Source organism: Gemmata obscuriglobus (genome assembly GCF_008065095.1).
GTDB classification, from domain to species: Bacteria; Planctomycetota; Planctomycetia; order Gemmatales; family Gemmataceae; genus Gemmata; species Gemmata obscuriglobus.
Window position 1 is genome coordinate 7,494,496 of the sequence record NZ_CP042911.1, and the last position, 24,162, is coordinate 7,518,657.

At 67.2% G+C, this 24,162-nt stretch carries 21 protein-coding genes; 11 read left to right on the forward strand and 10 right to left on the reverse strand.

Annotated elements, in window-relative coordinates; translation table 11 throughout:
- Positions 1-55 precede the first annotated feature (55 nt).
- A complete protein-coding gene (locus GobsT_RS30840; RefSeq protein ID WP_010041995.1) occupies positions 56-784 on the forward strand; it encodes a hypothetical protein in 729 nt (242 codons plus the stop codon).
- Here GobsT_RS30840 and GobsT_RS30845 read toward each other — a convergent pair whose 3' ends face one another.
- Positions 785-2,335, reverse strand: a complete 1,551-nt coding sequence (locus tag GobsT_RS30845; RefSeq protein ID WP_010041993.1) for an MASE1 domain-containing protein — start codon at positions 2,333-2,335, stop codon at positions 785-787.
- Between the two features lie 238 nt (positions 2,336-2,573).
- Positions 2,574-2,792 carry a hypothetical protein gene (locus tag GobsT_RS30850; RefSeq protein ID WP_174263819.1) on the reverse strand — a complete coding sequence of 73 codons (219 nt, stop codon included), beginning with the start codon at positions 2,790-2,792 and terminating at the stop codon, positions 2,574-2,576.
- Positions 2,793-2,862: 70 nt separating this feature from the next.
- Between GobsT_RS30850 and GobsT_RS30855 the strand changes: the two genes are divergently transcribed.
- The 3 genes from GobsT_RS30855 (at position 2,863) to GobsT_RS30865 (ending at position 5,335) form a co-directional block, all read left to right on the forward strand.
- Entirely contained in the window at positions 2,863-3,870 is a 1,008-nt protein-coding gene (locus tag GobsT_RS30855) for a glycosyltransferase family 4 protein (protein WP_010041989.1), read from the forward strand.
- A 205-nt stretch (positions 3,871-4,075) separates the two neighbouring features.
- A complete protein-coding gene (locus GobsT_RS30860) occupies positions 4,076-4,459 on the forward strand; it encodes a hypothetical protein (protein ID WP_148087933.1) in 384 nt (127 codons plus the stop codon).
- A 369-nt stretch (positions 4,460-4,828) separates the two neighbouring features.
- Positions 4,829-5,335: an HD domain-containing protein gene (locus GobsT_RS30865; protein WP_010041986.1), complete on the forward strand. Its 507-nt coding sequence runs from the start codon at positions 4,829-4,831 to the stop codon at positions 5,333-5,335.
- A gap of 26 nt (positions 5,336-5,361) precedes the next feature.
- Here the strand turns inward: GobsT_RS30865 and GobsT_RS30870 are convergent, their stop codons facing one another.
- Complete coding sequence (locus GobsT_RS30870) at positions 5,362-7,374, reverse strand: sigma 54-interacting transcriptional regulator (RefSeq protein ID WP_010041985.1); 2,013 nt, start codon at positions 7,372-7,374, stop codon at positions 5,362-5,364.
- Positions 7,375-7,696: 322 nt separating this feature from the next.
- Here GobsT_RS30870 and GobsT_RS30875 point away from each other — a divergent pair, with 322 nt between their 5' ends.
- The 3 genes from GobsT_RS30875 to GobsT_RS30885 all read left to right on the forward strand — a co-directional run bounded on the left by GobsT_RS30875 (position 7,697) and on the right by GobsT_RS30885 (position 10,886).
- The gene (locus tag GobsT_RS30875) at positions 7,697-8,266 is read left to right on the forward strand and encodes a 3-isopropylmalate dehydratase small subunit (RefSeq protein ID WP_010041984.1); all 570 of its coding nucleotides are present in this window, start codon (positions 7,697-7,699) and stop codon (positions 8,264-8,266) included.
- 200 nt (positions 8,267-8,466) lie between these two features.
- Entirely contained in the window at positions 8,467-9,798 is a 1,332-nt protein-coding gene (locus tag GobsT_RS30880) for an IS701 family transposase (protein ID WP_010041983.1), read from the forward strand.
- Positions 9,799-9,890: 92 nt separating this feature from the next.
- Complete coding sequence (locus GobsT_RS30885) at positions 9,891-10,886, forward strand: IS701 family transposase (RefSeq protein WP_010033997.1); 996 nt, start codon at positions 9,891-9,893, stop codon at positions 10,884-10,886.
- 29 nt (positions 10,887-10,915) lie between these two features.
- Here the strand turns inward: GobsT_RS30885 and GobsT_RS30890 are convergent, their stop codons facing one another.
- The 3 genes from GobsT_RS30890 to GobsT_RS30900 are packed head-to-tail and all read right to left on the reverse strand — an operon-like array spanning position 10,916 to position 14,011.
- The gene (locus tag GobsT_RS30890) at positions 10,916-11,869 is read right to left on the reverse strand and encodes a hypothetical protein (RefSeq protein WP_010041982.1); all 954 of its coding nucleotides are present in this window, start codon (positions 11,867-11,869) and stop codon (positions 10,916-10,918) included.
- Between the two features lie 60 nt (positions 11,870-11,929).
- The gene (locus tag GobsT_RS30895) at positions 11,930-12,421 is read right to left on the reverse strand and encodes a hypothetical protein (RefSeq protein WP_010041979.1); all 492 of its coding nucleotides are present in this window, start codon (positions 12,419-12,421) and stop codon (positions 11,930-11,932) included.
- A gap of 60 nt (positions 12,422-12,481) precedes the next feature.
- Positions 12,482-14,011: a thioredoxin domain-containing protein gene (locus tag GobsT_RS30900; protein ID WP_010041977.1), complete on the reverse strand. Its 1,530-nt coding sequence runs from the start codon at positions 14,009-14,011 to the stop codon at positions 12,482-12,484.
- Between the two features lie 198 nt (positions 14,012-14,209).
- Here GobsT_RS30900 and GobsT_RS30905 point away from each other — a divergent pair, with 198 nt between their 5' ends.
- The 3 genes from GobsT_RS30905 to GobsT_RS30915 all read left to right on the forward strand — a co-directional run bounded on the left by GobsT_RS30905 (position 14,210) and on the right by GobsT_RS30915 (position 17,968).
- Positions 14,210-15,688 carry a serine/threonine protein kinase gene (locus tag GobsT_RS30905; protein WP_010041975.1) on the forward strand — a complete coding sequence of 493 codons (1,479 nt, stop codon included), beginning with the start codon at positions 14,210-14,212 and terminating at the stop codon, positions 15,686-15,688.
- Positions 15,689-15,809: 121 nt separating this feature from the next.
- Positions 15,810-17,594, forward strand: coding sequence for an ArnT family glycosyltransferase (locus GobsT_RS30910; RefSeq protein WP_081471699.1), 1,785 nt, complete (start codon positions 15,810-15,812; stop codon positions 17,592-17,594).
- Positions 17,595-17,680: 86 nt separating this feature from the next.
- Entirely contained in the window at positions 17,681-17,968 is a 288-nt protein-coding gene (locus GobsT_RS30915) for a GlsB/YeaQ/YmgE family stress response membrane protein (protein WP_010041971.1), read from the forward strand.
- 51 nt (positions 17,969-18,019) lie between these two features.
- Here GobsT_RS30915 and GobsT_RS30920 read toward each other — a convergent pair whose 3' ends face one another.
- The gene (locus GobsT_RS30920; protein ID WP_109570754.1) at positions 18,020-19,126 is read right to left on the reverse strand and encodes a hypothetical protein; all 1,107 of its coding nucleotides are present in this window, start codon (positions 19,124-19,126) and stop codon (positions 18,020-18,022) included.
- A gap of 124 nt (positions 19,127-19,250) precedes the next feature.
- Between GobsT_RS30920 and GobsT_RS30925 the strand changes: the two genes are divergently transcribed.
- Positions 19,251-20,624 carry a DUF1501 domain-containing protein gene (locus GobsT_RS30925; RefSeq protein ID WP_109570753.1) on the forward strand — a complete coding sequence of 458 codons (1,374 nt, stop codon included), beginning with the start codon at positions 19,251-19,253 and terminating at the stop codon, positions 20,622-20,624.
- Between the two features lie 115 nt (positions 20,625-20,739).
- Here GobsT_RS30925 and GobsT_RS30930 read toward each other — a convergent pair whose 3' ends face one another.
- From GobsT_RS30930 to GobsT_RS30935, 3 genes are all read right to left on the reverse strand, one after another.
- Positions 20,740-21,654 (reverse strand): D-alanyl-D-alanine carboxypeptidase family protein, encoded by a 915-nt coding sequence (locus GobsT_RS30930; RefSeq protein ID WP_109570752.1) that lies wholly within the window; start codon positions 21,652-21,654, stop codon positions 20,740-20,742.
- A gap of 38 nt (positions 21,655-21,692) precedes the next feature.
- Entirely contained in the window at positions 21,693-21,833 is a 141-nt protein-coding gene (locus GobsT_RS38320) for a hypothetical protein (RefSeq protein WP_010049389.1), read from the reverse strand.
- Between the two features lie 156 nt (positions 21,834-21,989).
- Entirely contained in the window at positions 21,990-24,029 is a 2,040-nt protein-coding gene (locus tag GobsT_RS30935; RefSeq protein WP_010049388.1) for a prolyl oligopeptidase family serine peptidase, read from the reverse strand.
- Positions 24,030-24,162 lie beyond the last annotated feature (133 nt).

Here is a 24,162-nt window from a genome sequence, read left to right on the forward strand (position 1 = left end):
AGATATTCTCACTCTGCACCTCTCCGCACCGTTCCCGCATCAGTCAGGATGCCCCATGCGCGCGCTCTGTTCGCTTACAACCGCCCTCGTTGTGTTCACCGCATCGGCCGGGGCCGCCCCCGTGCCGGCCGAGAAGCCGGCCCCCTCACTCGAAGGCAAGTACACGCTGCTGTCCGTCTCCAGCCCGGCGGACCGGGCCGGCGCCGCCGGGGGCGGGTTCGGGGCCGTCGCGCCGCCGGGCGGGGGTGCGGTCGTGGTCCGCGCCGCCGGGCTCACGGCGTCCTCGCTGCTGGCCGGCCCCGCGACCTTCACCAAGAACGAAATCTCGCTCGAGGGCCGCGCCGGCACCTTGCCGCCGACCACGCTCGCGATGCTGGGCGCCAGCGCCGGCCCCACAACGATGGAGTACACGTTCGACGCGGACAAAAGGACCATCGACATCGAAACCGTCAGCCTGCGCGGCAAGAAGACGAAAGCGCTGGGCGTGGTCGAGGTGATCGGCGACCGGCTCATCGTGGCGGTCGGCCGGGACGGGGACGAGCGCCCCAAGAACACGGACGAGGCCGGCGACGTGACGGTGTACTACTTCCGCAAGGTGCCCGCGCCGCGCACCGAGTTCCGGATCGTCGCCATGACCGTCGGGAAAGAGGGGGACGCCGAGAAGGAGCTGAACCGGCTCGCGAAGGACGGGTTCGAGCTGGTCAGCACGACCACCCCGGCCGCGGCCGACGCGAAGTCGGCCCCGACCACCGTTCACTTCGTGCTGAAACGAGTCGTGAAGTGACTACCCGGCTGACCCTTCGTCGCCCGCGGCGGCCAAGTCGGGGAACCGCTGGACCATGTCGTCCAGGCACTTGGGGCAGATGCCGTGCGTGACGGACGCGTGCGTGTGTTCGCTGATGTACCCTTCGACCGAGTCCCAGAACCCGGTGTCGTCGCGCACCTTCCGGCACCAGGCGCACATCGGGATCATCCCGCGCAGCGTTTTGATCTCGGCCAGCGCCTTCTGAAGTTGTTCGATCAGCACAGTCCGCGCCTGTTCCGCGTCCTTCACGTCGGTCACGTCCCGGGAAATGCCGACCACCCGCCACGGCACCCCGTACTCGTCCCGCACGGGGAACGAGCGGGTGTGAACCCACCGCACGGCCCCGTCCGGCCGGACGATCCGGAACTCCCCGTCGTACCACGCGAGACCGCCCGCAACCGCCGCGCGGTCCTCGGGGTGAACCGCGGCGACGAGCGTGCCGGGTTCGGCGTACAGGCTCGCGCAGGTGCGTCCCCACACCATCTCGTACTGCGGGCTGACGTACAGCACGCGGGCGCAGTCGGGCGTCATGGCCCAGAACACTTCCTGAATCGTCTCGGTGACCTGTCGGTACCGCTCCTCGCTGTCGCGCAAACGCGCATCGCTCCGGTCGCGTGAGACCTGGGTCGCGGCCAGCACCAGGGAGCACAGTGCGAGAACGCCGACGAAAAGCTGTGCCATGAACAGTTGCGCCGCGCGGGCGGCGCCCGGGTCGACGAACGGGCCGCGCCCGCGTCCGGTGTTCCAGATCGCGAGCAGCGCGATCACCAGCACCGCGGCGGACGCCCCGCGGACCCGGAACCGCAGCGCCGCCCACGGGAAAAACACGAACAGCGGGAACGCGAACGACAGGACGTACCGCCCGCCCGCGGGCTCGGTGAACACGGCCACCGCCAGCGCCGCGAGCCCGCCATACAGCGCGACCAGCTCGACCGCGCACCAGATCAAGGGCGGCGGTAAGGTGACCCGATCGAACCGCGCCCACGCGAGCACGAGAGGCGTCACGATCACCACACCGATCACGTCGGACAGCCAGAACGCCACCAGCGCGTCGCCGAAGTCCGGCACGCCGAGACCGAACACGATAACCGCCGCGCCCGGCACCGCACTCACGAGCCCGGTCGCGAGCAAGGTGAAGAACAGCCGAAACACGTCGTCCCCGCTCGCCAGCTCGAACGGGCCGCTCCGGGCGTGCCGGAGCAGCCACGCGGCGAACCAGGGCTCGCCGACGTTCACCAGCGTGAACCCGAGGCCCACCACCGGCGAGTTGCCGCCCACGAAATTGGCGATCAGGGACGCGGCAGTTCCGGCGACCAGAGCGGTCCACCGGACCCGCGGTCCGGCGATCAAAAGGGTGCCAAGAAGCAACCCGTTCGGGGGCCAGAACAGGGCCATCCGCTCGGGCTCGGTGCGGAACTCCAAGCCGAGCATGGCGGCGGCGAAATAGACCGCCCCGAAACCGAGGCCGCGTGCGACATCGGCCGGTCGAACGAGCGAGGTGTGGGGTACGGGCGCCGCGGGTGCGTTCATGGCTCGGCGGGCGCCGGGAGTGGGAGAATGGGCGGTGTTTAGACGAAGGCTACTGCGCCGGAGAGCGGGCCGCAAGCGGCTTGATGAAAGTAAAGTGAGTGATGCGGTGCGATTACAGCCCGAACGCGATCCCTAACGCGTGCGCCGAATGCGCCTCACAAGGCGCGCATCTGCGAGGCACTATCGTCGAGTCTCCCTTTTCGAAACAAGCCGGGGCCGCGTGATTCGTAGCCCCACGCTACTCGGGTGTCGGCCCGTCCTTCTTGCGGCGGGTGCTGTCGTTGTCGAGCCGGTTGAGCGTGTCCGAGCGGTAGCGGCCGAGGTCCTCTTCCGCATGGGCCGCCTCTTCGGGGTTCTCGGCGAGGTCGCGTTTCAGTTCGGCGCGGCGGTGCTTGTTGCCGCGCTTCTTCAACTTCCGCTTGAGATCGCGAAGCATCCGCTTATCGGGATCAGGCACGGCACCAACCTCCGTCGGAAATCGTCACGGCGAACTTGAAACCCAGGGGCCGGGGCTTGAAACTGCCCTCATGGCACGCATCCTGATCGCCACTGACGCATGGCACCCACAGGTGAGTGGAGTAGTCCGCACGCTCGACACCACGTCCCGGCTCCTGCGCGAGCAGGGGCACGCCGTCGAGGTGATCGAGCCCACCCCTTACCCCGCACTCCGGGTGCCGTTTTACCCCGAAATCCCGCTCGTGCTGCCGCGCCCCGGACGCATCTACGAGCGGGTCTACCAGTTTAGACCGGACCACGTCCATATTTCCACAGAGGGACCGATCGGCCTCCTGGTTCGCCGGTTCTGCACGCGAATGCGCTGGCGGTTCACGACCTCATATCACACGCGGTTCCCCGAGTACCTGAAGAAGCTGGCGCGGGTGCCCGAGGGACTCACGTACCAGTTCCTGAAGTGGTTTCACGGTCCGTCGGCGTGCATGATGGTCGCGACGCCGAGCCTGGAGGCGGAACTCATTGCCCGCGGGTTCCGTGCGCCGATCCGGCGGTGGTCGCGGGGTGTCGATTTGGGGCTGTTCCGCCCGCGCCCGAAACCGGACCTGGAATACCCGCGCCCGGTGCTGCTATACGTGGGGCGGGTCTCACACGAGAAGGGCATCGGCGACTTCCTGAAGCTCAAAACTGCCGGCACGAAGCTGGTGGTCGGCGACGGACCGGCGCGGGCCGAACTGGAACGCGAGCACCCCGACGCGACATTCCTGGGCTACCGCAAGGGCGAACCACTCGGCGAGGTGTACGCCGCGGCGGACCTGTTCGTGTTCCCGAGCCGGACCGACACGTTCGGGATCGTGCTGATTGAGGCGCTGGCGAGCGGGTTACCGGTCGCGGCGTACCCGGTGACCGGCCCGGTGGACATCGTCACGCGCCCGGAACTCGGCGCGCTCAACGACGACCTGAGCGTCGCGGTATCGAAGGCGCTGGCCGAAGGGAGCCCGCGGGCGTGTGCGGAGGAAGGGGCCCGCTACACCTGGGCGAACTGCACGGCGCAGTTCGTGTCGAACTTAGCGCCGGTAAGGTGATGCGGTTTGCGAAAATGCGCCGCAGGTTGCCCGGCGGAGATGGCCATCGGGTCACCAATCCGTGGCGCATGACGCAGTACGCCAGAATGGTTATGCAGAGCGCCGTTGCAGTGTAATTTTCTTTGCTCACCGACTCGTCGTTGTCACAACCGGTGTCTCGGTTGGGCAACGAGCTTTTGGGGCGGCCACAGGAGGGCATCCAGGCGTGGAAGCAACACCTAGCGATGCGGTTGCAGCGATGCTCAGGCTTGCAGAAACGCACGATCTGCGGCGGCAAGCCGAGACATCGTGCCGACAGTGGATCCAGTCGTCCGCCGAGGAGGGTGACTTAAACGGGCTGTCGCCGTCAGACATCCAAATGGTGTTCGAGCGGTGCGCGCTGGTATTCGAGCACGGCATCCTGAACTATCCATTCGTCGAGACACGGCTGGGGCTGTACGTTCCCGACCCGTCCGCCGTGTACTTCCAAGGCCGGCGGTCGATCGGCCACTACCGGCTCATTACCTTGCTCGACGGTACAACAGACGACGACTACTTCATTCTGGACGATCCCAAGCCCGCCGGACCCGGTGCGGCATCAAGCACGTAGGCTTTCTGGGATTCACCGCTCCAATAGGTTCGTTCGGCAGAAGCGCGCTAGCAGTGCTCAACATTCGACGCCCGAGACAACCATAGCCATGACATACTTGCGACCAGCTCTCGTGCGTGGTCTGTTACGAACACTGGTGGCGCTTGCGTTCCTCCACTGGGGCCTTGGTGCCGCGCTGGGCAAGGCCGTCCCGGCGGCCGTACTCTTCGGTGTCGTGTGCGGAATCGGCGCGTGGGCGATGGGGAGCTACGAACCCGCCCGATCAGGATGAGACCGGTCTTCGCTTTTACTCCGCTGGAACGGCGATACGGCGGGTTCATGTCCGAGCCGGTTCAGAACAGCTTGTTCAGTTGCAGAAGAGTATTCCTCATGCACGACTGGGCCGCGATCACCGCCGCCGTCCTCGACGGTTACGTCTTGCCTGCGCGCGGCACTCACGGTGTCGTTCACTGGGCGCGAGTTCTGGAGAACGGGCTCCGGATCGCGGAAGCAAACGGCGCGGACCGAGAGATCGTAACCCTCTTTGCCCTGTTTCACGACTCGCGCCGGGTGAACGAGAACCGGGACGACGGGCACGGATTACGAGGCGGCGAACTCGCGCGGTCGTTACGGGGGGAACTGGTTCACCTCGGCGACGACAGGTTCGAGCTGCTGTTCGAGGCGTGCCGGTTCCACACGGACGGTGGAGTGACTGGAGACCGGACGTTGCTGGCGTGCTGGGACGCGGACCGGTTGGACCTGGGGCGGGTCGGCGTCACTCCGGACCCGCGGCGACTCGGCACGAAGGCCGTCCGCAACCTGCTCGGGTGGGCGCACATCCGAGCGGTCGAGGGGCACGAACCGACAGAGGTGCTCGCGACCTGGGGAATCGAATAGCCCGGGGCCGCGCCGCGACGGACCGCTCACGCCTCGCCCGCGGCGACCGGCTCGGGCGTGCCCAGCGGGGCCGGGGTGTTGGTCAGCGCGTACCGGTCGATCCCCTTCTCTTCTTTCAGCCGCTTCAGCTTCGTGTGCAGCGTGTCCCGGCTGATGCCGAGCAGCTTCGCGGCGTGGCTCACGTTGCCGTTGGTCTGCTTCATCGCCCGGCAAATGGCCCACGTCTCGATGTCGTTCATGTCGAGGCTCGGCGGCAGCTCCGGGATCACGCCCGCGCCGCTCGCGCCGGGCGGCGGGACCATCTCCGTGGCGCCGCTCAGCGGGAGCGCGTCGGCGTCGATCGTGTCGCCCTCGCTCATCACCGCCGCGCTCTCGATGGCGGCGCGCAACTGGCGCACGTTCCCGGGCCACTGGTACGCTTGCAGCTTCCGCATGGCCGCCGGGGTGAGCTTGAACCGCCGCCGGCACTCGCTCGACACCTTCGCCAGGAAGAACGACGCCAGCTCCGGGATGTCCTCGGGGTGCTCGCGGAGCGAGGGCACGCGGATCGGGATCACCTTGAGCCGGAACATGAGGTCCTGGCGGAACCGCCCCGCCTTCACTTCCTTTTCGAGGTCGCGGTGCGTCGCGGCGACCACGCGCACGTCCGCCTTGATGTCCCCGGTGCCGCCCACCGGCCGGAACGCCTTGCCCTCGATCACCCGGAGCAGCTTCGCCTGGCACTCGAGCGACAGCTCGCCGACCTCGTCGAGGAACAGGGTGCCCTCGTCGGCCTGCTGGAACAGCCCGGGGTGGTCGCGGTCCGCGCCGCTGAACGCGCCCTTCTTGTACCCGAACAGCTCCGCCTCCAGGAGCGTCGGCGCGATGGCCGCGCAGTTGACCACCACCAGCGGGCCGTCGGCCCGGCGGCTGTTGCGGTGCAGCGCCAGCGCCACCAGCTCCTTGCCGGACCCGCTCTCGCCCTGGACCAGCACCGTGAACTGCTGCGGCGCCGCCCGCAGGATCTGCTGGCGCAGGTGGATGACGGCGTTGCTCCCGCCGATGATGTCGTCGGCCGCGGGGGTGTGGGTCCGCAGGCGCGAGTTCTCGGCCTCCAGCGTGCGCCGGGTGCGGCTGATCTCCAGCCCGTGCGCCAGGAACCCCGCGACCGCCTCAATGAACCGCACGTCGCGCTCCACGAACGCCCGCCCGCTGCGGTACACGTGGAGCGTCGCGAACGGCTCGCCGGACGCCTTCAGCGGGATACAGATCGCGTCGGTGAACGCGGACAGCGAGTCCGTGGGCGGGTGGGCGTCGCTGAGGTCCGGGAACAGCCAGATGGGCTTGCCTACCTTCTGCGCCTGGAGCGTGAGCCGCTTGCTGAGCGCGGTGTCGATCGGGGCCGACTCGGGCAGCACGATCTTGGGGCTCGGGTCGTCCTGGTCGAGGCTCAGGTAGCCGGCGATCTTCGCCGCGGTCTGGTTGAGGATCGCGCGGAGCGCGAGGCCGACCAGGTCGTGCGGGCTCTTGGCCTCGACCGCCCCGGTCATGAACTTGCACAGCGCGGTGAGTTCGTCCACCCGGAGCTGTTTGGCGGTCTGGTCGGCCGCCGGCTCCGTGGGGACGGGCCGCTCCTGCGGGTACTCGTGGAGCTTGGTCGCGTTCTGGGGGTTGGCGACCTGTCGGCTGTCGTTCAAGGCCTTGTTCGGCATCGTCACCGGCGCGGCCGGCAGCGGGGTCGCCCCCGAGCGCGGCAGGGCTTTCGGCTCCAGCACGAACCGCAGCACCACCTCGCCGATCTTGATCCGCTGCCCGTCGGTCAGCTCGGTGGCCCCGCTCACCCGCAGCCCGTCCACGCGGGTGCCGTTGAGCCCGAAGTCGCGGACGTGCCAGCGGCCGTCCTCGAAGTACACCTTGGCGTGGGTCCGGCTGGCCATCTCGTCCCGCAGGATGACCGTGTTGTCCCGACTCCGCCCCAGGGTGACCGGCTGGCCGGTCGGTGAGAGGTCGAGTGTCGGCGGCATGCACTCGCCGCCCTCCAACGTCAGTCGCGCGCGCATCGCGTAACGCTCCAACAGGCCGGTTCGGTCACACCTAGGAGGGGCGAGTACGGCCGGGCGGCCACCGGACGACCGTTCGATCCGGAAAACTTTAGCACGCGTTTTGCGGCGCGGCGGGCGGCGCGTCGGGTTCCCGAACGCCGCACGCGGGCCTAAGCTAATGGGGGCGAGCAAAGACGCGCGGCACTAGACACCCCGTGTAACGAACCGGGCGACGAGAACCGGACAGTGCGGGCGCGGCCGTGGGTGACCGGGAACGCCCGCCGTTCCTGTGTACGCGATTCTACGCGTCCGCGTTGCACTTGCCAAACCCGAGGCAGACATGCAGACCCGCATCGAAGGCGTCGCGTACGTTCTGGGCGACAACATCGACACCGACCAGATTATCCCCGCGCAGTACCTGACGTTCAACCCCTCGATTCCTGCCGAGTACAAGATGTTCGGCAAGTACGCCCTGTGCGGCGTGCCGGAGGCCGCGGCGGGGCTCCCGAAGGGCAACGTCCCGTTCCACACGCCGGGCGGGGACGAGTTCGTCGCCCCGTACAAAATCGTGATCGGCGGAAAGAACTTCGGCTGCGGGTCGAGCCGCGAGCACGCCCCGATCGCGCTGGCCGCGGCCGGCGTGGTGGCCGTTGTTGCCGAGTTCTACGCCCGCATCTTTTACCGCAACAGCGTGAACGGCGGTTACCTGGTACCGCTGGAAGCGAAAGCGCGTCTGATCGACCGCGTCTGCACCGGCGACAAGCTGGTCATTGACATCGCCACCGGCACGCTCACGAACGAGACGAGCGGCGAGACGTTCGAGTTGCTCCCGCTGGGCGAAGTGGCCCCGATCCTCGAAGCCGGCGGGCTGTTCCCTTATGCCAAGAAGGTGGGGATGTTGGCGAAGTAGCAGAGTTGGTGTTCAGGATTTTGGTGTTCTCTGTTCGGTTGAAAACCAGGCGCCGATAGCTCCTCGGCTTTCAACCGAACTGTACTTTCCGCGAATTTGTAGGCCGGGCGGTGATGGTGGTACGTTCGGAGTAGACGAATGCCGGCCCGTCCGGGAGGATGGCGTTACCACACGACCTCCCAACCCGAACGGACGCGGCGATGCCATCTTCGCACACTCCGGCCCCGCGGTGCCAGTGGTTTTCGATTCTGGCCGGTGCCTTGGATCGGCGCTCGGGCCGGCGGTTGGCGCTGTTGTTCCTGGGGGTGCTGTTGGCCCGCGGGCGACAGGCCCTGAGTTGCTGGATCCGAGCCGCCGGGTTGTCGTCCCAGTACCGCCGCTGCTACCCCACCGCGGCCGCCGTCGGGCGCCGGGCCGAGGCCATCGCCACCCGGTTGTTGGTCGAGGTGCTCCGGCCGTTGGTGACCGGGCCGCGGGTCGTGCTCGCGTTGGATGACACCCCGACGGCGCGGTACGGTTCCCAGGTGCAAGGGGCCGGGGTGCACCACAACCCGACCCCCGGGCCGGCCGGGAGCGGGTTCGTGTACGGGCACGTGTGGGTGGTCCTCGGGTTGCTGGTGGCGCACCCGCTGGGCGGGGTCGTGGCGTTACCCCTGTTGGCCCGGCGGTACATCCGGAAGGCGAACCTGGGGGCGGTTCGGGCGGCGGACCGGCCCCCGTTCGCAACCAAGCTGACCATGGCCGTGGGCTTGGTGCGGTGGGCGCACGGGTGGCTGGCGTTGTGGGGGAAGGCGGTGTGGGTGGTGGCCGACGGGGCGTACGCCCAGGGGCCGGTGCTCAAGCCGCTGCGGAAGCTCGGGGTGACGGTGGTGAGCCGACTGCGCCGGGATGCGGCCCTGTGCTCGGTGCCACCGGCGCGAGTACCCGGGCGGCCCGGGCGGCCGCGGGTGTACGGGACCGAGCGGGTGTCGCTGGCCAAGCGGGCCGCCCACCCCGGCGGGTGGAGCACCGGCATGTTCACCGTGTACGGGAAGTCGGTCGAGAAGCGGTACAAGACGTTCGTGGCCACGTGGCGCCCGGCCGGTGGGGCGATCCGGGTGGTGTTGGTGGACGAGCCCCACGGATGGGTCGCGTTCTTCGGCACCGACACCACCGCGACCGTGGCCGACATCCTGGAGCGGGTGGCCGACCGGTTCACCCTGGAGACCTGTTTTCGGGATCTCAAACAAGTCGCCGGGGCGGGTCAGCAGCAGGTGCGCGGGGTGCCGTCGAACGTGGGGTGCTTCCACCTGTGCGCGTGGGCCCACACCCTGACCGAGGTGTGGGCCTGGAACCAGAACGCCGAGGCCCTGGTGGGGCACCGATCCGCATCCCCGTGGGACGACCCGAACCGGCGCCCGAGCCACGCGGACAAGCGCCGGGCCTGGCAACACGAGCTGTTGGCCCAGGAGATTCAGGCCGTTGTGGGCGAGCACCACGACCACGCGAAAATCCGCGACCTCGCCCACCGGTGCTTGGATCTGGCCGCGTGAGCGCGGCCGATTCGCGGAAACTACAGTAGGACTTACGCAGTTGCGCTGGCGCAGGATTTGCGCATGGTGTGTTGTTGGTCTATGATCGGGCCATGAACGCACCACGTGCGAGCGCCGAGGACTACATCCAATTCCTGATCGCCACCCCCAAGGTGGCGTCGGCCGCGGAAGCCGCGCGAGCCCAACCGGACCATCCGACGGCGCCCGCGCATGATGCGTTCACCCGACTGCTGCACCGGCTGGAACCGGACCCAGCGGCGTTGTGGGACGAAGCCCGGTCGTCGGTCCGCCCGGGCGGTGCCGTGGTGCTCGACGACTCGGTGCTGGACAAGCCGTTCGCCCGGCACATGGGGCTGGTGCGCCGGTGCTGGTCCGGGCGGCACCGCCGGGTGGTGAGCGGGATCGGGCTGGTGACCCTGCTGTGGACCGACGGGGCCGCCCTGGTACCGTGTGATTACCGGCTCGCCGACCCGGCCCGAGCCGAGACCAAGAACGACCACTTCCGAGCCATGCTGGCGGTCGCCAAGGGACGGGACCTGTCGCCCCGGGTGGTACTGTTCGACACCTGGTACTCGGGCAAGGACAACCTGAAGGCGGTGCGGGCCCTGGGGTGGCACTTCCTGACCCGGGTGCGGAGCAACCGGCGGGTGAACCCGGATCGCACGGGCAATCGGGCCATCGAGGGGTGCCCGATCGGGGCCGCCGGTACGGTGGTGCACCTGGAGGGGTTCGGATTGGTGAAGGCGTTCCGGATCGCCACCGGTGATGGGGGCACGGAGCATTGGATCACCAACGACCTCGACATGGACGAGGCCACTCGTGCGGTTCTGGCCGGGCACGCGTGGGGCATCGAGGAGTATCACCGGGGCCTCAAGCAGCATTGCCACGTGGACCGGTGCCAGGTGCGCATGAGCCGGGCCCAAGCGGTCCACATCGGGCTCGCGATCCGCGCGTTCCTGCGGCTCGAGTGGCACCGGCTCAAGTCCGGCGTCAGTTGGTTCGCGGCCAAGACGGCCATCGTGCGCGAAGCGGTGCGAACCTACCTCGCCGCACCTACATACCTACTTACCCAAAAGTCAACTACGTAAGTCCTATACAGAACCGAATGCAACTCGGGCTACTTCGCAGGTAGATCGAACCGAGCGTGAGCGAGGTCGATGGGTGTTACGCCGGCAATGGCCCGGCGGCGGAAATGGCGCTTAGCTTCCTCTGCTGTCAACGGCTGATTGATCTGTGGAGCGTTCGTTATCTCGAGCTTCAGCTCAAACTTCTGCGGCTCCTCCCAACGCAGCACCATCAATGTCGGGTACTGGAGCACACGCCCGTCTGCGCCCCGCTCTGTCCGCGCCTCTTTGATCTCCGCGTAGCAAAGTTCCTTTCCTCCCTTGGCGTCGCGCACGGCGTGCCGCTTGACCTGCGACTTTTTCCCGTCGGCGGGGTCAGCGTTAAACACGACCTCCTTGACCACCAACATCCCGTTCGGGGTCGTCGCGGGCCACGACAGCGTGTAGGTGCCGACCTTCGGATCGGGCTTAACCTCGTACCGGTTGTTCGGGGAAAAGGTCGCCATTCCTAACGCCTGCATCACCCATTCGGGTTCGAACGGGACACCTCCGGGGAGTTTAGCTCTTCCGGCCTCGAAGTCCGCGTGCGACGCGTACATGTACATCGGGTCGCCCGTGTGGACCCTGGCGAACACCCAGAACTCCTGATCGTTCGAGCCCATAAACATCTTAACGTTGACGAGCCCACCGCTGCGAGTGTCGAGTTCGAAATTCCGCGGCTGAGCCGCGAACAACTCCCCGGTGAGCGAGACCGGCGGCGTGGGCATCAGCGTGCTACGGTCGGTCGCCAGCACCCGCACCTCGGCGTGGGTGATCGACTGGAGCCCGGCAGCCCGATCGTTCAGGTAGGCGACCAACTTTTCGGGCGCGACCGGGGGCAGTTCACGGTCGCGGCCGTACTTGCCCGGAAAGTTGTCCGGCTTACCGATCCCGTTCTGCTTCATCCACTCGCACCCGACGCTCGGGCACAGCACAGCAGCGGCCAGGATCAGATGCAGGCGGTTCATGTAACGTACCTGTGGAAGCTGTTGGCCGTTCGTCGTTCGCTGCCGGTCGGAGCGCCCGCGCTACTCCCAACCCAGGACACGGAATACTTCGGTCTGCACGGCGGCGATCTGTTCGTCGTTCAGCCGCGGATCGACCACGTGGTGGACCGCGCCGCCGCGCGCGTCCCGCACGATCATTACGTCGCGCCCGCTGGCGTCGCGGCTGGCGTCCTCGAACTTGAACCGCTTGCGCCGCATGAGCAGCAGGGTCGCGACGTAGCGGAAGTTCAGCCCGTCGGCGTCGGCCGAGTCTTTCAGCCGGTCGAAGCAGTCGAGCAGCAGGTCGTCGTTCACCACCGGCTTACGGGGCTTCACCCCGGCGGCCGGCACCTTGCCGCACCAGTACGCGACCGCGCCGGCGGGCGGCCCCGGCCAGGCGTCGGCGGCGTAGTCGGTGCGGACCAACTTCCCCGCACTCTCGGTGAGGGCGGCGAAGTACTTTTCGCCGGGCTTCAGTTCGCGGCCCGTAACCGCGCACACCCGCGTCGGCCCCTGAATGTCGTATTCGGTCATTGCGGGTGTCGCTCGCTTCTCGACCAACGCATCGTAGCGCCGTCGCGCTACCGAAAACAATCACGGTCGCGGGACGGAACCGGCCGCCCCGGGGGCGGCCCCGCCGGTTGTGCCGGTCGCACCGACTGGCGAAGCTGGCTTGAGTAGGCGCTCGAGCTGCGCCAGTGCCTCCGCGCCGGTTTCGTCACCCACACCACAGAACGTCCACCGCACCACTCCGTGTGCGTCGACGAGCGCGAACCGCGGCACCGAGTCAACTCCGTAAGACGTGTCCGCCTGCTCGCCGTCGTACACCGGGACCGTGAGCTTCAACCGCGCCCGTTCCTTGGGGCCGTCGGCCGGGTCACCCCACACCGCGAGCGGCACGATTGCGGCCCGCGGCCCGTGCTTGCGGTGCAGCGCGTCCGCGATCGCCAGCGCGAGGTCCGTCGTTTCGCTCCCCGGCTTGAAGAACACCAGGAGGGCCGGCTGTCCGCGCCCCTCAGACAATCGAAAGCGGCCCGCCGTAAAGTCCGGAGCCGGCCGGTTGGGTTCGGGCCACGGGCTCCGCTTCACCGGAACCGCGAGCGGCCCTGCGGCGGACACCGATTCGCCCCGGGCGGCGGCCGTCACCTGCCGGCGCACGGCCAGCACGGCCTCCCGGTACGGGCTCGATTCGTCGGCCGCGTCCAGGTACGCGTCGAGCTTCGCGCCCTTAGCCTCGAAGAACCGCGGCCCGTGCCGGACCGGGTCCGCGAGGAACGGGGCCAGTTCGGCGCCCGCGGCGAGCGCGGTCTCGATGTCGCGCCGGTAGCGGTCGCGCGTGCGCCCGGCCACCGGGGCCTGTTCCTTCAACTCGTACTTCACCTCCACCCACGCGGCGAGGGCGGTGTCGGTGCCGTCGCGGTGCCGGATGACGCGGTGGACCTGGCGGGCGGCGCCGTCGGGCGCCACGCACACCTCGTCGGCCCGGTGCCAGGCGGTGCGCCCGCCCACCGGTTTGTCCCAGTTCGGGTGCTGCTGGTTGGCCACCAGCACCGCGCACCGCTCGCCGGTAACAAACTTGGTGCCTTGAAGCTGCCACACCTCGGCGGGGCGGGACGGATCGGCCGCGGCGCGGGTCCAGGCCTTCTCGGGGTCGGTGCGCGGCGGGCGCGGCGGGAACATTCCGAACTCGAACGGCGTGAACGCGTCGAGGCGGATCGCCGGGGGCGCCCGGGCCGGGGTCTTCGCGTCCAGCGTGAACGGGGGCGCGCCGGTGGGCTGGAGGTGGTGGACGGTGCCGTCCGCGTGGACCCGCACCAGGTCGAGCCGCACCGCCGGGGGGGCGGCCTTCTCGACGGTCCCACCGGTGACCGCGCCCACCGCCCCGGTCACGGCATCGTCGCCCCGGCGGAGCAGTGTGAGTATCGCCGCATCGGTCCAGGCGTCCTGCTTCTCGAGCACAAGTACGCGGACTTCGAGCGCCTGGGTCCGCAGGAACCGCGTGCCGGGCCGCTCGACGGCCTCTTCGACCTTGCCGACGAAGGTGAGTTCGGCGCCGGGCTGGAGGCCGAGGGCTTCGGGCGGGGCCGCCGGGCTCAGTGCGAGGGTTAGCAGGACAGCGGTCACGGGTCGCCTCAAACCGCGGTGCGAGACGGACGGGCCACACGCGGACCGCTTATAGCGGCCCGGCGGGGCGTTGCAACGCCAACCGGAAGTTGGGGAAGGCAGCCGGATTGCGTGGCCCCCGCGCGGGTGGTAAGGTAACTGCACCCGAGTGTGCGGGTGCCCTTGAACTATGTCCCTCCTCCGGTCCCAACTGGCGCCATGTCCGTCAACCTCGACGCGTCCGGAATCGGCCAGTTGGCCGTTCGCCTCGGCCTGATCACCCTCGACCAAGTGCGGGACGCCCTCGACGAGTTGGGCGATAAGTCCGCCCCCGCCGCGGACATGGTCCGGCTGCTCGAACGCAAGCGGCAGCTCACCCCGTGGCAGGGCAACAAGCTGCTCAAGGGCGACACCGACGGGTACGTCCTGGGCGGGTACCGGCTGCTGTACAAGATCGCGTCCGGGAGCTTCGGCCGGGTGTACCGCGGGGACGACCCGCGCACCGGGCAGGTGGTCGCGGTGAAGGTGCTCCGTAACAAGTGGACCCAGGACAAGCAGAAGGTGGACCTGTTCCGCCGTGAGGGCCAGCTCGGGATGACCATCCGGCACGCGAACATCGTGTCGGTGCTGGCCGTGAACCAGGACTCCAAGACCGGCCAGTACTTCATCGTGATGGAGTTCGTCGAGGGCGGGAACCTGCGGGACCTGCTCCAGGCGCGGAAGAAGCTCACCCCGGACGAGTCGCTGCGCATCCTGGAAGAGTGCGCGCAGGGGCTGGCGTACTCCAACGCCCGCGGGCTCACGCACCGGGACATCAAACCGACCAACATCCTGATCGCGGTGTCCACCGGGCAGGCGAAGCTGGTGGACTTCGGGCTCGCGGAGATCACCGAGAACTCCTCGGTCCACCTCCAGCGGCAGGACGACCGCGACGACGACGTGGCGGTGGACCGCACGGTCGACTACGCCGGCCTGGAGAAGGCCACGAACCAAAAAGCCGGGGACGTGCGGAGCGACATCTACTTCCTCGGTACGGTGCTGTACGAGTGCCTGACCGGGGCGACGCTGATGCCGGTGACCAAGGACCGACAGGCGCGGATGCAGGCCCGGCGGTACACGGACGTCGAGGACACGCTCCGCTCACAGGGGCCGGCTCTGGGACTGACGCCCCCGCTCCTGCGCCTGCTGGCCAAAATGGTCGCGTTCGAGCCGGCCGAGCGGTTCCAGAACCCGACGCAACTGGTCGAGGCGATCCAGGCGTGCCGGGCGGAACTGGCGGGCGGGGCCGTGGCGCGCGGGCCGAGCGGGCCGAAGACGCTGTTCGTGGTGGAACAGAACCAGAAGCTCCAGGACGCGTTCCGCGACAAGTTCAAGGCCGCCGGCTACCGGGTGATCCTCACGATCGACCCCAACCAGGCGCTGCGGCGGTACCAGCAGCAGGCGTACCACGCCCTCATCATCGACGCCCGCACGGTGGGCCGCGAAGGCGTGACCGCGTTCAACGACGTGCTTCGCGCGGCCGACAACGCGAGCATGGAGGTCGCCGTGGTACTGATTCTGGGTGAGGACCAGACCGGGTGGCGGCGTGAGGCCCGAACCCACCAGCACGGGGCTGTGCTGGTCGATCCCGGCGTCACGATGAAGCAGCTCCTCCGCACGCTCGACGAACTGACGCCCGGCGATCCGCCCACGAAGTAACGACCGTTCCCGCCGGTGCGAAAAGCCCGGCGCCGCTCGTCACACGTTCCCACACCTGCGCCAGTTGCGCCCGCTCGCGCCGCGGACCGAGTTCCGCTTCCGCCGGTCGGACGTTTGGGCTATGCTCCCGGCCCTGGAGGGAGCAGACATGCGGGAGCGGGTTCGCGATTATGTTGTTCTGGTGGCCGCGGCCGCGCTGCTCACGCTTCCGAATCTCGGTGCGCCCAGCCTGTGGGATGTCGATGAGGGTGTGAACGCCGAGGCCGCGCGCGAGATGCGCGAGAACGACACCTGGGTCATCCCCACCTTCAACTTCAAATTGCGCACCGCGAAGCCGGTGATGCTGTACTGGCTCCAGCGGGCCAGCTACGCCGCCTTCGGAGTCAACGAGTGGTCCGCGCGGCTCCCCTCCGTTTTGGCGTCGTGGGCGACGGCGCTGCTGGTCTATGAACTGGCCCGACGCATGTTCGACCGCGCCACCGGGTTGCTCGCAGGAATCGTGCTGGTGTCGGCCCTGGAGGTGTGTGTCCTCGCGCACGCGGCAACCCCGGACGCGGTGCTGCTGCTGTTCACCGTGCTGACCTTTTACCTGTTTTGGGCGCGACACGAGAACGGGTCGCGCCGGTGGTGGGTGCCGACCGCCGCGGCTTGCGGTCTGGCCGTGCTGACCAAGGGACCGGTCGGCGTCGCGCTCCCGGGACTGGTCCTCTTGCTCTACTTCGCCTGGAACCGCGAACTGAGCCGGTTACTGGACCGCAAGATCTTCCGGGCGCTGCTGGTGTTTCTCCTGGTCATCGGTCCGTGGTACGGGCTGGTGACGGCCGAAACCCGCGGCCAGTGGCTGCGTTCGTTCCTTGGAAACGAGAACCTGAACCGGTTCGTTTCTCCGATGCAGAACCACCGTGGGCCGATCTACTACCACGCGGCGGCTCTGATGGTGCTGTTCGTGCCGTGGAGCGCGTTCCTGCTCGCGGCCGTGTGGTACGGAATACGGGGGGCGAATAACCTACTCCCCAGCCCCCTCCCTGAAGGGCACGGGAGAGAAGGCACCGCAGAATTGAGTTCGCAAGGCGCTTCGTTCGAACTCCCCCGCCCTTCAGGTAGCGAGCTGGGTGATGGGTTTTCTCCTCGCCCCTTCCGCTTCCTTGTTTGCTGGTTCGGGTCGTACTTGGTGTTCTTCTCCGTTGCGGCCACGAAGCTGCCGAACTACATCCTGCCGCTGTACCCGGCGCTCGCGATCCTGACCGCGCGGTTCCTGATCCGGTGGCGCGACGGCGAGTTACAACTCCCGAAGTGGCTCATGCCGGCAGGGGTCGCGGGGCTGGCGTTTACGGCGATTGCCGTTGGCGTCGGGATGCTCATCGCGGGCAACACGGTGCCGGTGCTCCCGCCAACCGCACGGATGTTCCCGGGGTTGGGGCCGTGGGCCGTCATCGGGCTGGTGCCGCTGGCAACGGCCGTCGTGATGGCGTTCGCCCTCCGGGCGGGGAACCGTGATCGGTTCGTGCGCGCGGCCGGCATCGGAGCGGTCGTGTTCACGGGGCTGACGGCTGCGTTCCCGGCGCTTGTGATCGACCCGTACAAGGCGCCCAAAGAACTGGTGCGGGCGAGCGGCGTCGACGACCCGTCGCGTGACGTGCGACTCGCCCACTGCGACTGGTTCCAGCCGAGCGTTGTGTTTTACGCGCGGCGCGAGGTGGTCGAGACGATGAACGCGGAGAAGGTCGCCGAGTTCTTTTCGCTCCCAACTCCCGGATACCTGTTCATCCCCGAGAAAACGTGGACCGAGCGGGTCGAACCGAAGATGACCGTCCAAACCCAAGTGGTCGCAAAGCACTACGACTTTTATCGCAACTGCGATGTGATCGTAGTAACCAACGACGTGACCGCAACCGCGGGCCGCTGAGCGGCGAAACTGGCACGGCCCTTGCTTTATCTCCGGGTGTTCCGGCCGCACTGAGCCGGTTGCGAAAACCACCTGGAGAGCGAGTCATGTTGTCGTTGCTGAGCTGGATCGTGACGGGTTTGGTCGTGGGTCTGATCGCGCGGGCACTGGTGCCCGGGCGCCAGTCGATGGGGCTCATCCTGACGGTCGCGCTGGGCGTGATCGGGGCCGCGGTCGGCGGTCTGATCTCCACGGCCTTCTGGCCGACGTGGGCGAACGACCCGAACGTCGACCGCATGTGGCCGGGCTGGCTCATGTCCGTCATCGGCGGCGTGATCGTGCTGTGGGGCTACATCGCGCTGACCGCCGACCGGAGTGGTCGCACGACGGTTTAAGAAGCCGAACGCTGCACGCGGGGCGCGGGTTCTCGGACCCGTGCCCCGTCGTCATTTCTGTTTGCGAGCCGCATGGAGAGCTTCACGCGCGTTTCGGGTGGCCAGTACCCGGCGCACGATGGCGTCCGCAACCTCACAATTCATCTCAAAGAAATCACCCAGAGCCAGCCCGACCTCAGCACGTATTATCCGTTCCACCTCAAGATTCACTATTTGGTCGCGAGTTTCGCCTGTGAATAAAGGGTCGGCGAGGCACACGGACACAACCGCCGTTAGGCCGCCCAGCGCGTCATCGCGCTCGACTTTTTCGCCCGGAGCGATCTCACACAACAGCGTGCGCACCACGTCCTTGACCGCCGCACGGACGCCCGTCGTGTGGGTTCCACCCAGTCGCGTGCAATAACCGTTAGCGAACGACACCGGTAGCGCGTCCGCGTCTGCGCACCATTGCAACCCGACCTCGTAGCGGACGCCGCCCGCTTCGCCGTCGAAGGCGATCACTTCCGCATGAACTGGCGTGCGGTTCGTGTTTAACCACTTCACATAATCCGCAATGCCGTCCGGATACTCGAACACGTCCTCCGTGCCGCTCGATTCGTCGGCAAATGCGATGCGCACGCCGCTGTTCAAGAACGCGCACTGCTGGAGACGGTTTCGGATGATGTCGGGATCAAACCGCGCCGCTCCGAAGATCGCAGGATCGGGCCGGAACCGCACGGTGAGGCCGCAGTCATCTGGCGGACCGCCGAATTGTGTTTCGGCGTGGAGTTGCCCGCGCCGGAAAGTGCATTGCGGGACCGCTCCGGAACGCCGGGCACGGGCCGTGAGTTCTTCGGACAGAGCGCACGCGACCGACCGGCTGTCAGCGGCGTGAAGACCCGACATGCGGCTGAACACCGCCTCCACGTTCAGTGGCGGCGAGCAATCATCGCTGATTTCAACAAATCCGTCCGCATCGAGCGCAACCCGCACCACGCCTGCCGGATCGCCCGAGAGCGGCCCCAGGGCGTCGTTCACCAGCTCAAACAGTAGCTGGTGAAGCCCACGTGAACCGGTACCGCCGAGAAACATTCTGGGCCGGAGCCGGATGGCTTCCATCGGTGCCTCGACGGGAAGGTCCGCTTCGATCGGATCGGAGGTGTTGTAGCCGCACTTCATCGCGGGCGCCTCACTTGCCAAAATGCGTGCCAATTCTGCTGGACAACGGACACGATTTCGGCGAAAAGTAGTGTAGCTTCCTGCCAGGACGACTCCCACCACCCTGCCCCGCTAAGGCCCTTCCATGCTTTCCATTTTTGGCAAGCCGCACGCGCGCGGCGGGTTCTGTGACGGCGCCACCCGGCGCGATTTCCTCACGGTCGGCGGGACGTTGTTCGGCGGCTGCCTCGCACTCCCGCACCTACTCGCGGCAGAAGCCAAGAGCGGCGTCAAAACATCACACAAGGCGGTCATCAACGTCTTCCTCCCCGGCGGCCCGCCCCACCTCGATATGTGGGATCTGAAGCCGGACGCGCCCGCCGAGGTGCGCGGCGAGTTCAAGCCGATCCAGACGAACGTCACCGGCATCCAAATCTGCGAGCTGTTCCCCAAGATCGCGAAGATGATGGATAAGTTTACCATCATCCGCTCGCTGGTCGGTAGCTCAGGTGACCACGACGCCTATCAGTGCATGACCGGGCGCCCGCGGACCCCGGCGAACCTGGGCCACTGGCCGTCGTTCGGGTCGTGGGTGTCGAAGTCGCAGGGGCAGGCCGACCCGGCGGTGCCCGCGCACGTGTCGCTGGCGTACCCGTGCGGCGAGAAGCGCTGGGGGTACCCCGGCGACGGCGGGTTCCTGGGCATCCAGCACGCCCCGTTCCAGATGGTCGGCGGGCGCGACACCGGGATGAAGTCGGACAACCTGACCCTCAAAGGCGTGACGCTGGAGCGGCTCAACGACCGCGTCGGCCTGCTGAAGGGGTTCGACGACATCGACCGGAAGCTGGACACCAAGGGCGCGATGGACGGGATGGACGCCTTCAACCGTCAGGCGCTCGACATCCTCACCTCGTCCCGGTTGAAGGACGCGATCGACCTGTCGAAGGAAGACCCGAAGGTGCTGGAGCGGTACGGGGTCGACGACCCGGCGTTCGAGCGCGACGGCGCGCCGCGGATGGTGCGGAACTTCTGCGTCGCCCGGCGGCTCGTGGAGGCCGGGGCGCGGGTGGTGACGATGAACTTCACGCGGTGGGACTGGCACGGGCCGGACGGGAAGAACTTCGTGCAGGCCCGCAAGGACTTCCCGCTGCTCGACACCGCCATCACGGCGCTGGTCGAGGACCTGCACGACCGCGGGTTGGACAAGGACGTGTCGGTGATCGTGTGGGGCGAGTTCGGGCGCACGCCGAAGATCAACAACATGGCGAGCCGCGACCACTGGCCGCAACTGAGCTGCGCACTGCTCGCCGGCGGCGGGATGAAGACGGGGCAGGTGATCGGCTCGTCCAACCGCCTTGCGGAGCGGGCGTCGTCGCGGCCGGTGACGCACCAGGAGATCTTCGCGACGCTGTACAAGAACCTCGGCTTGGACCCGAACGCGGTCCGCGAGTACGACGCGAACGGCCGCCCGCACTTCCCGATCGACGCCGACGCACAGGCGATCCGCGAACTGGCGTAAAAGCCAAAAGGCGGGTTTCACCGCAGAGGGCACGAGAGGGCGCAGAGAAAGCCAAGAGATAGGAGTAATGTTCTTTCTCTGCGCCCTCTCGTGCCCTCTGCGGTGAAACCCGCCTTTACTTCTTCGCGCGTTCGGCCCAGGCCCAGCGGTATAGGTTTCGCGAGTCCGTGTACCGGTTGTCGCTCGACGTGCTGCCCAGTGCCACCACGATCAGCCGGTCCCCGTTGAGGGTGCCGCAGGACACCAGGCACGCACCGGCCGCGGTCGTGGTGCCGGTCTTGATGCCTTCGTAGCCCTCAATGTCGAGCAGCTTGTTCGTGTTGTTCCAGGTCACCTCGCGCGCGTTGCCGTCCTTGTCCGTGACCGTACACTTATGGCGCCGCGTCTGGACGTACTTCGCGAACGCCGGGTCTTTCATCGCGTGGAACGCGAGCGTGACCAAGTCGCGCGGGCTGGCGACGTTGCGGGTCAGCCCGTGCGGGTCCAGGTAGTTCGTCTCGCCCATCTTGAGCGCTTTCGCGGTGGCGTTCATCTGCGCGACGAAGCTCGCGACCGGGTCTTGTTCCTTGCCCACCGACTTGAACCGCGGGCCGAAGTGCTCGGCGAACGCGTGCGCCGCGTCGTTACCTGAGGGCAGCAGCAGCCCGTAAAGCAGCTCGCGAACGGCGACCTTGTCGCCGGCCTTCAGGTCGGACGAACTGCCCACGACCTTGTCCGCGGCCTCGGAGAACGTGAGGACTTCGTCGAGCACCTTCGCGTCCTCGGCCGCGAGCTTCAGCACGATGTAAGCGGTCATGATTTTGGTGGTGCTGGCAATCGGGAGCGGGTCCTTCTCGTTCCCGCCCCACAGCACCTTTCCGGTTTTGCCGTCGGCCACCGCCCACCCTTTGGCACTGACCACCGGCGGCCCGCCCACCTTCTCGGCAGGCACCTTGGGCGGCAGGGGCTTCTCTTCGGGCGGCTGCGCGTGTGTGAGCCCGGCCGTCGCGGCCAGAGCCGCAAGCGCGATCGAACGAATGAGTGTGTTCATAGCGATGTTCTACGCGCGAGCGGCGGGGCGGCGAAGGCTCACCCGCCGACGGTACCGAACACGACCGCAAGCCGTTCGGCCTTACGTGTCTCTTTCCAGTTAACGCCGTCGATTGAAGCGAACAGCCGGCCCTTCCACGCGGCACCAACGAACACGCCGTTCCCGAACGTTACGTCCACGAGGGTTACGCCGGCACCGACGCTCGCGACAGCCCCTCAAACCGCGCAGACATTTTTGGCAGGATCAACAGGATACACAGGATTTGAAAGACAATACGCCAACTCTTTTGCTTCAGTCCTGTTAATCCTGTCAAATACACACTCTGCCTGCTTGGGCTATTTCTTATTCAGGTACTTATCGAACCAGGCCAGATCCCATTCCATCTTCGCGGTGCGGAACGAAAGTGCGCCCAGCCCGTGCGGCTGGTTCGGGTACACGCACAGTTGCGTCGGCACGTTCTTGTACTCCTTCAGCGCTCGATACAGCATCCGGCTGTGACCCGGCGGGCACCGATCGTCGTTCCCGCCGACGTGGATCAGCGTCGGCGTGGTGACGTTCCCCAGGCCGTAGATCGGCGAGGTCTTCTTGTAGATCCCGGGTTGCTCCCACGGCGTCCCCTTCTTGAACACCACCGGGTACGCCGGCTCGTCGTTGAACCCCCACTCGGCCACGGTGTCGAGGATGCCCGCGCCGCTCGACGCGGCCTTGATCTTCACCGGCGGGTCTTTCAGGGTGATGAGGCAGTTCGTGAGGTACCCGCCGTTGCTCCAGCCCATCACCGCGACCCGCTCGGGGTCCGCGACCCCCTCTTTGATGAGGTGCTCAATGCCGGCGATGATGTCCTTCACGTCCACGTCGTTCTCGTTGCCGATCAGGTCGGTGACGAACTTGTCGCCGTACCCGGTAGACCCGCGGTAGTTCGGGCACAGCACGGCGTACCCCGCGGCGGCGAAGTAGAGCCGGCCGTTGTGCGGGTCGAACCGCAGGTCGTTCGGGCTGGAGGTCGTCGGCCCGCCGTGGATCGCAACGACGAGCGGCAAAGGCTTGTCGCCCTTCTTCCAGCCGTAGGGCAGTTCCAGCGGCCCGCCGACTTCGGTACCGTCGGGCGCCTTCCACGCGATGTGTTTGACGCTCGGGAACTTCCAGTTCGCGGTGTGCGGGTTCGGGTCCACGAGCGTTTCGAGTTCGCCGGTCGCTTTGGCCTGCACCTTGAGCACCGGGAGCCCGTTCTGGCTACCGGCGATGACGGCCCGGAGCGGCGCGGTGGCGAAATGCACCGCGTACTCGACCGTCGACTCTTGGTAATCCGGTGGCGGAACGTGCGTCGCCCCGTCTTTCAACACGTAAGTGCGCACGTTGACCTGCCCTGCCCGCTCCTGCAGGTACGAAAGCGCGTCGTTACCGGTCCACTGGAGCGGGCTTCCGTATCCGTGGACGTGAACCCACCCTTCCGACCGCTCCGGACCGACCAGCTTCGTGCGATTCATCCGACCGGTCGTCCACTTTCCCTCGCCCCACTCACCAATGATGATCTCGGCCGGGTACGCGTCGTGGATCGCGCAGAACGCGAACCGGGTGCCCGCGGGATTCCACGCCAGCCCTTCGAGCCATGCATAGGGGCTCGCGGCCTTGGCCCGATACACGTCCGTCGGTGGGGTGGTCACCTTTCCGTCCTCCCACACGTCCACCCGCGATTCGCCTTCCGAGCGGATGACGGTGTCGTCGAGCGCGCTAACCATCGCAACCCGCTTGCCGTCCGTGGTGACGGCGAACTCGCGAATGTACCGGCCGTTCGCGAGGACCTCGCGCGGTTCCTCTTTCGGATCGATGCGGAGCAACTTACTCACGGTGCGTTTGTTGTGCCCGTACTCGATCTTGGCGAACTTCTCGCGCAGCTCGAGGAAATCGCCCTTGTCCGTGACCGTGTCATCGACCGTGTAGAAAACTGCATCGGCCTTCGGGGCGTAGTCGTAGCCGATCACGCCACCCTTCGCGCTGGTGACCGCTTCGGGCGCGCCGTCGAGCGGAACCTTCCACACCTGAGCCTTGCCCTTGCGGTTCGCGAGGGCGTAGACGGCCTTCCCGTCGGCGGACCACTTCGGGTGCCGGTCGTTGGCGCGGTCGGTGGTGAGTTGCTTCGGCTTTCCCTTGCCGTCGGTGTCAACGACCCACAACTCGGTGGACCGGCGGTCGCCCTTTTTGTCCCACGTCGCCAGCGTGTACGCGACCTGCTTGCCGTCGGGCGAGAGCGCGATTTCGGTGATGGTGTTCACGCCGGCGTAATCGGCGGGGGTGATGTCGTGGGTGCGCTCGGGCGCGGCCGATAGGTTGCCGACCGCCACAACGAACAAACATAAAGCGAGCACGCGACGCATTGGCTCTCCTCGCGGATTGTGGGGATGAATTGGAACCGTGCGCGGGGAGGGAATCAAGACAAAGAGGATGGCCGCAAAAAAGCACAAAAAGCACAAAAAGCACAAAAGGAAGCAGAGAACGAAAGCACAGGAA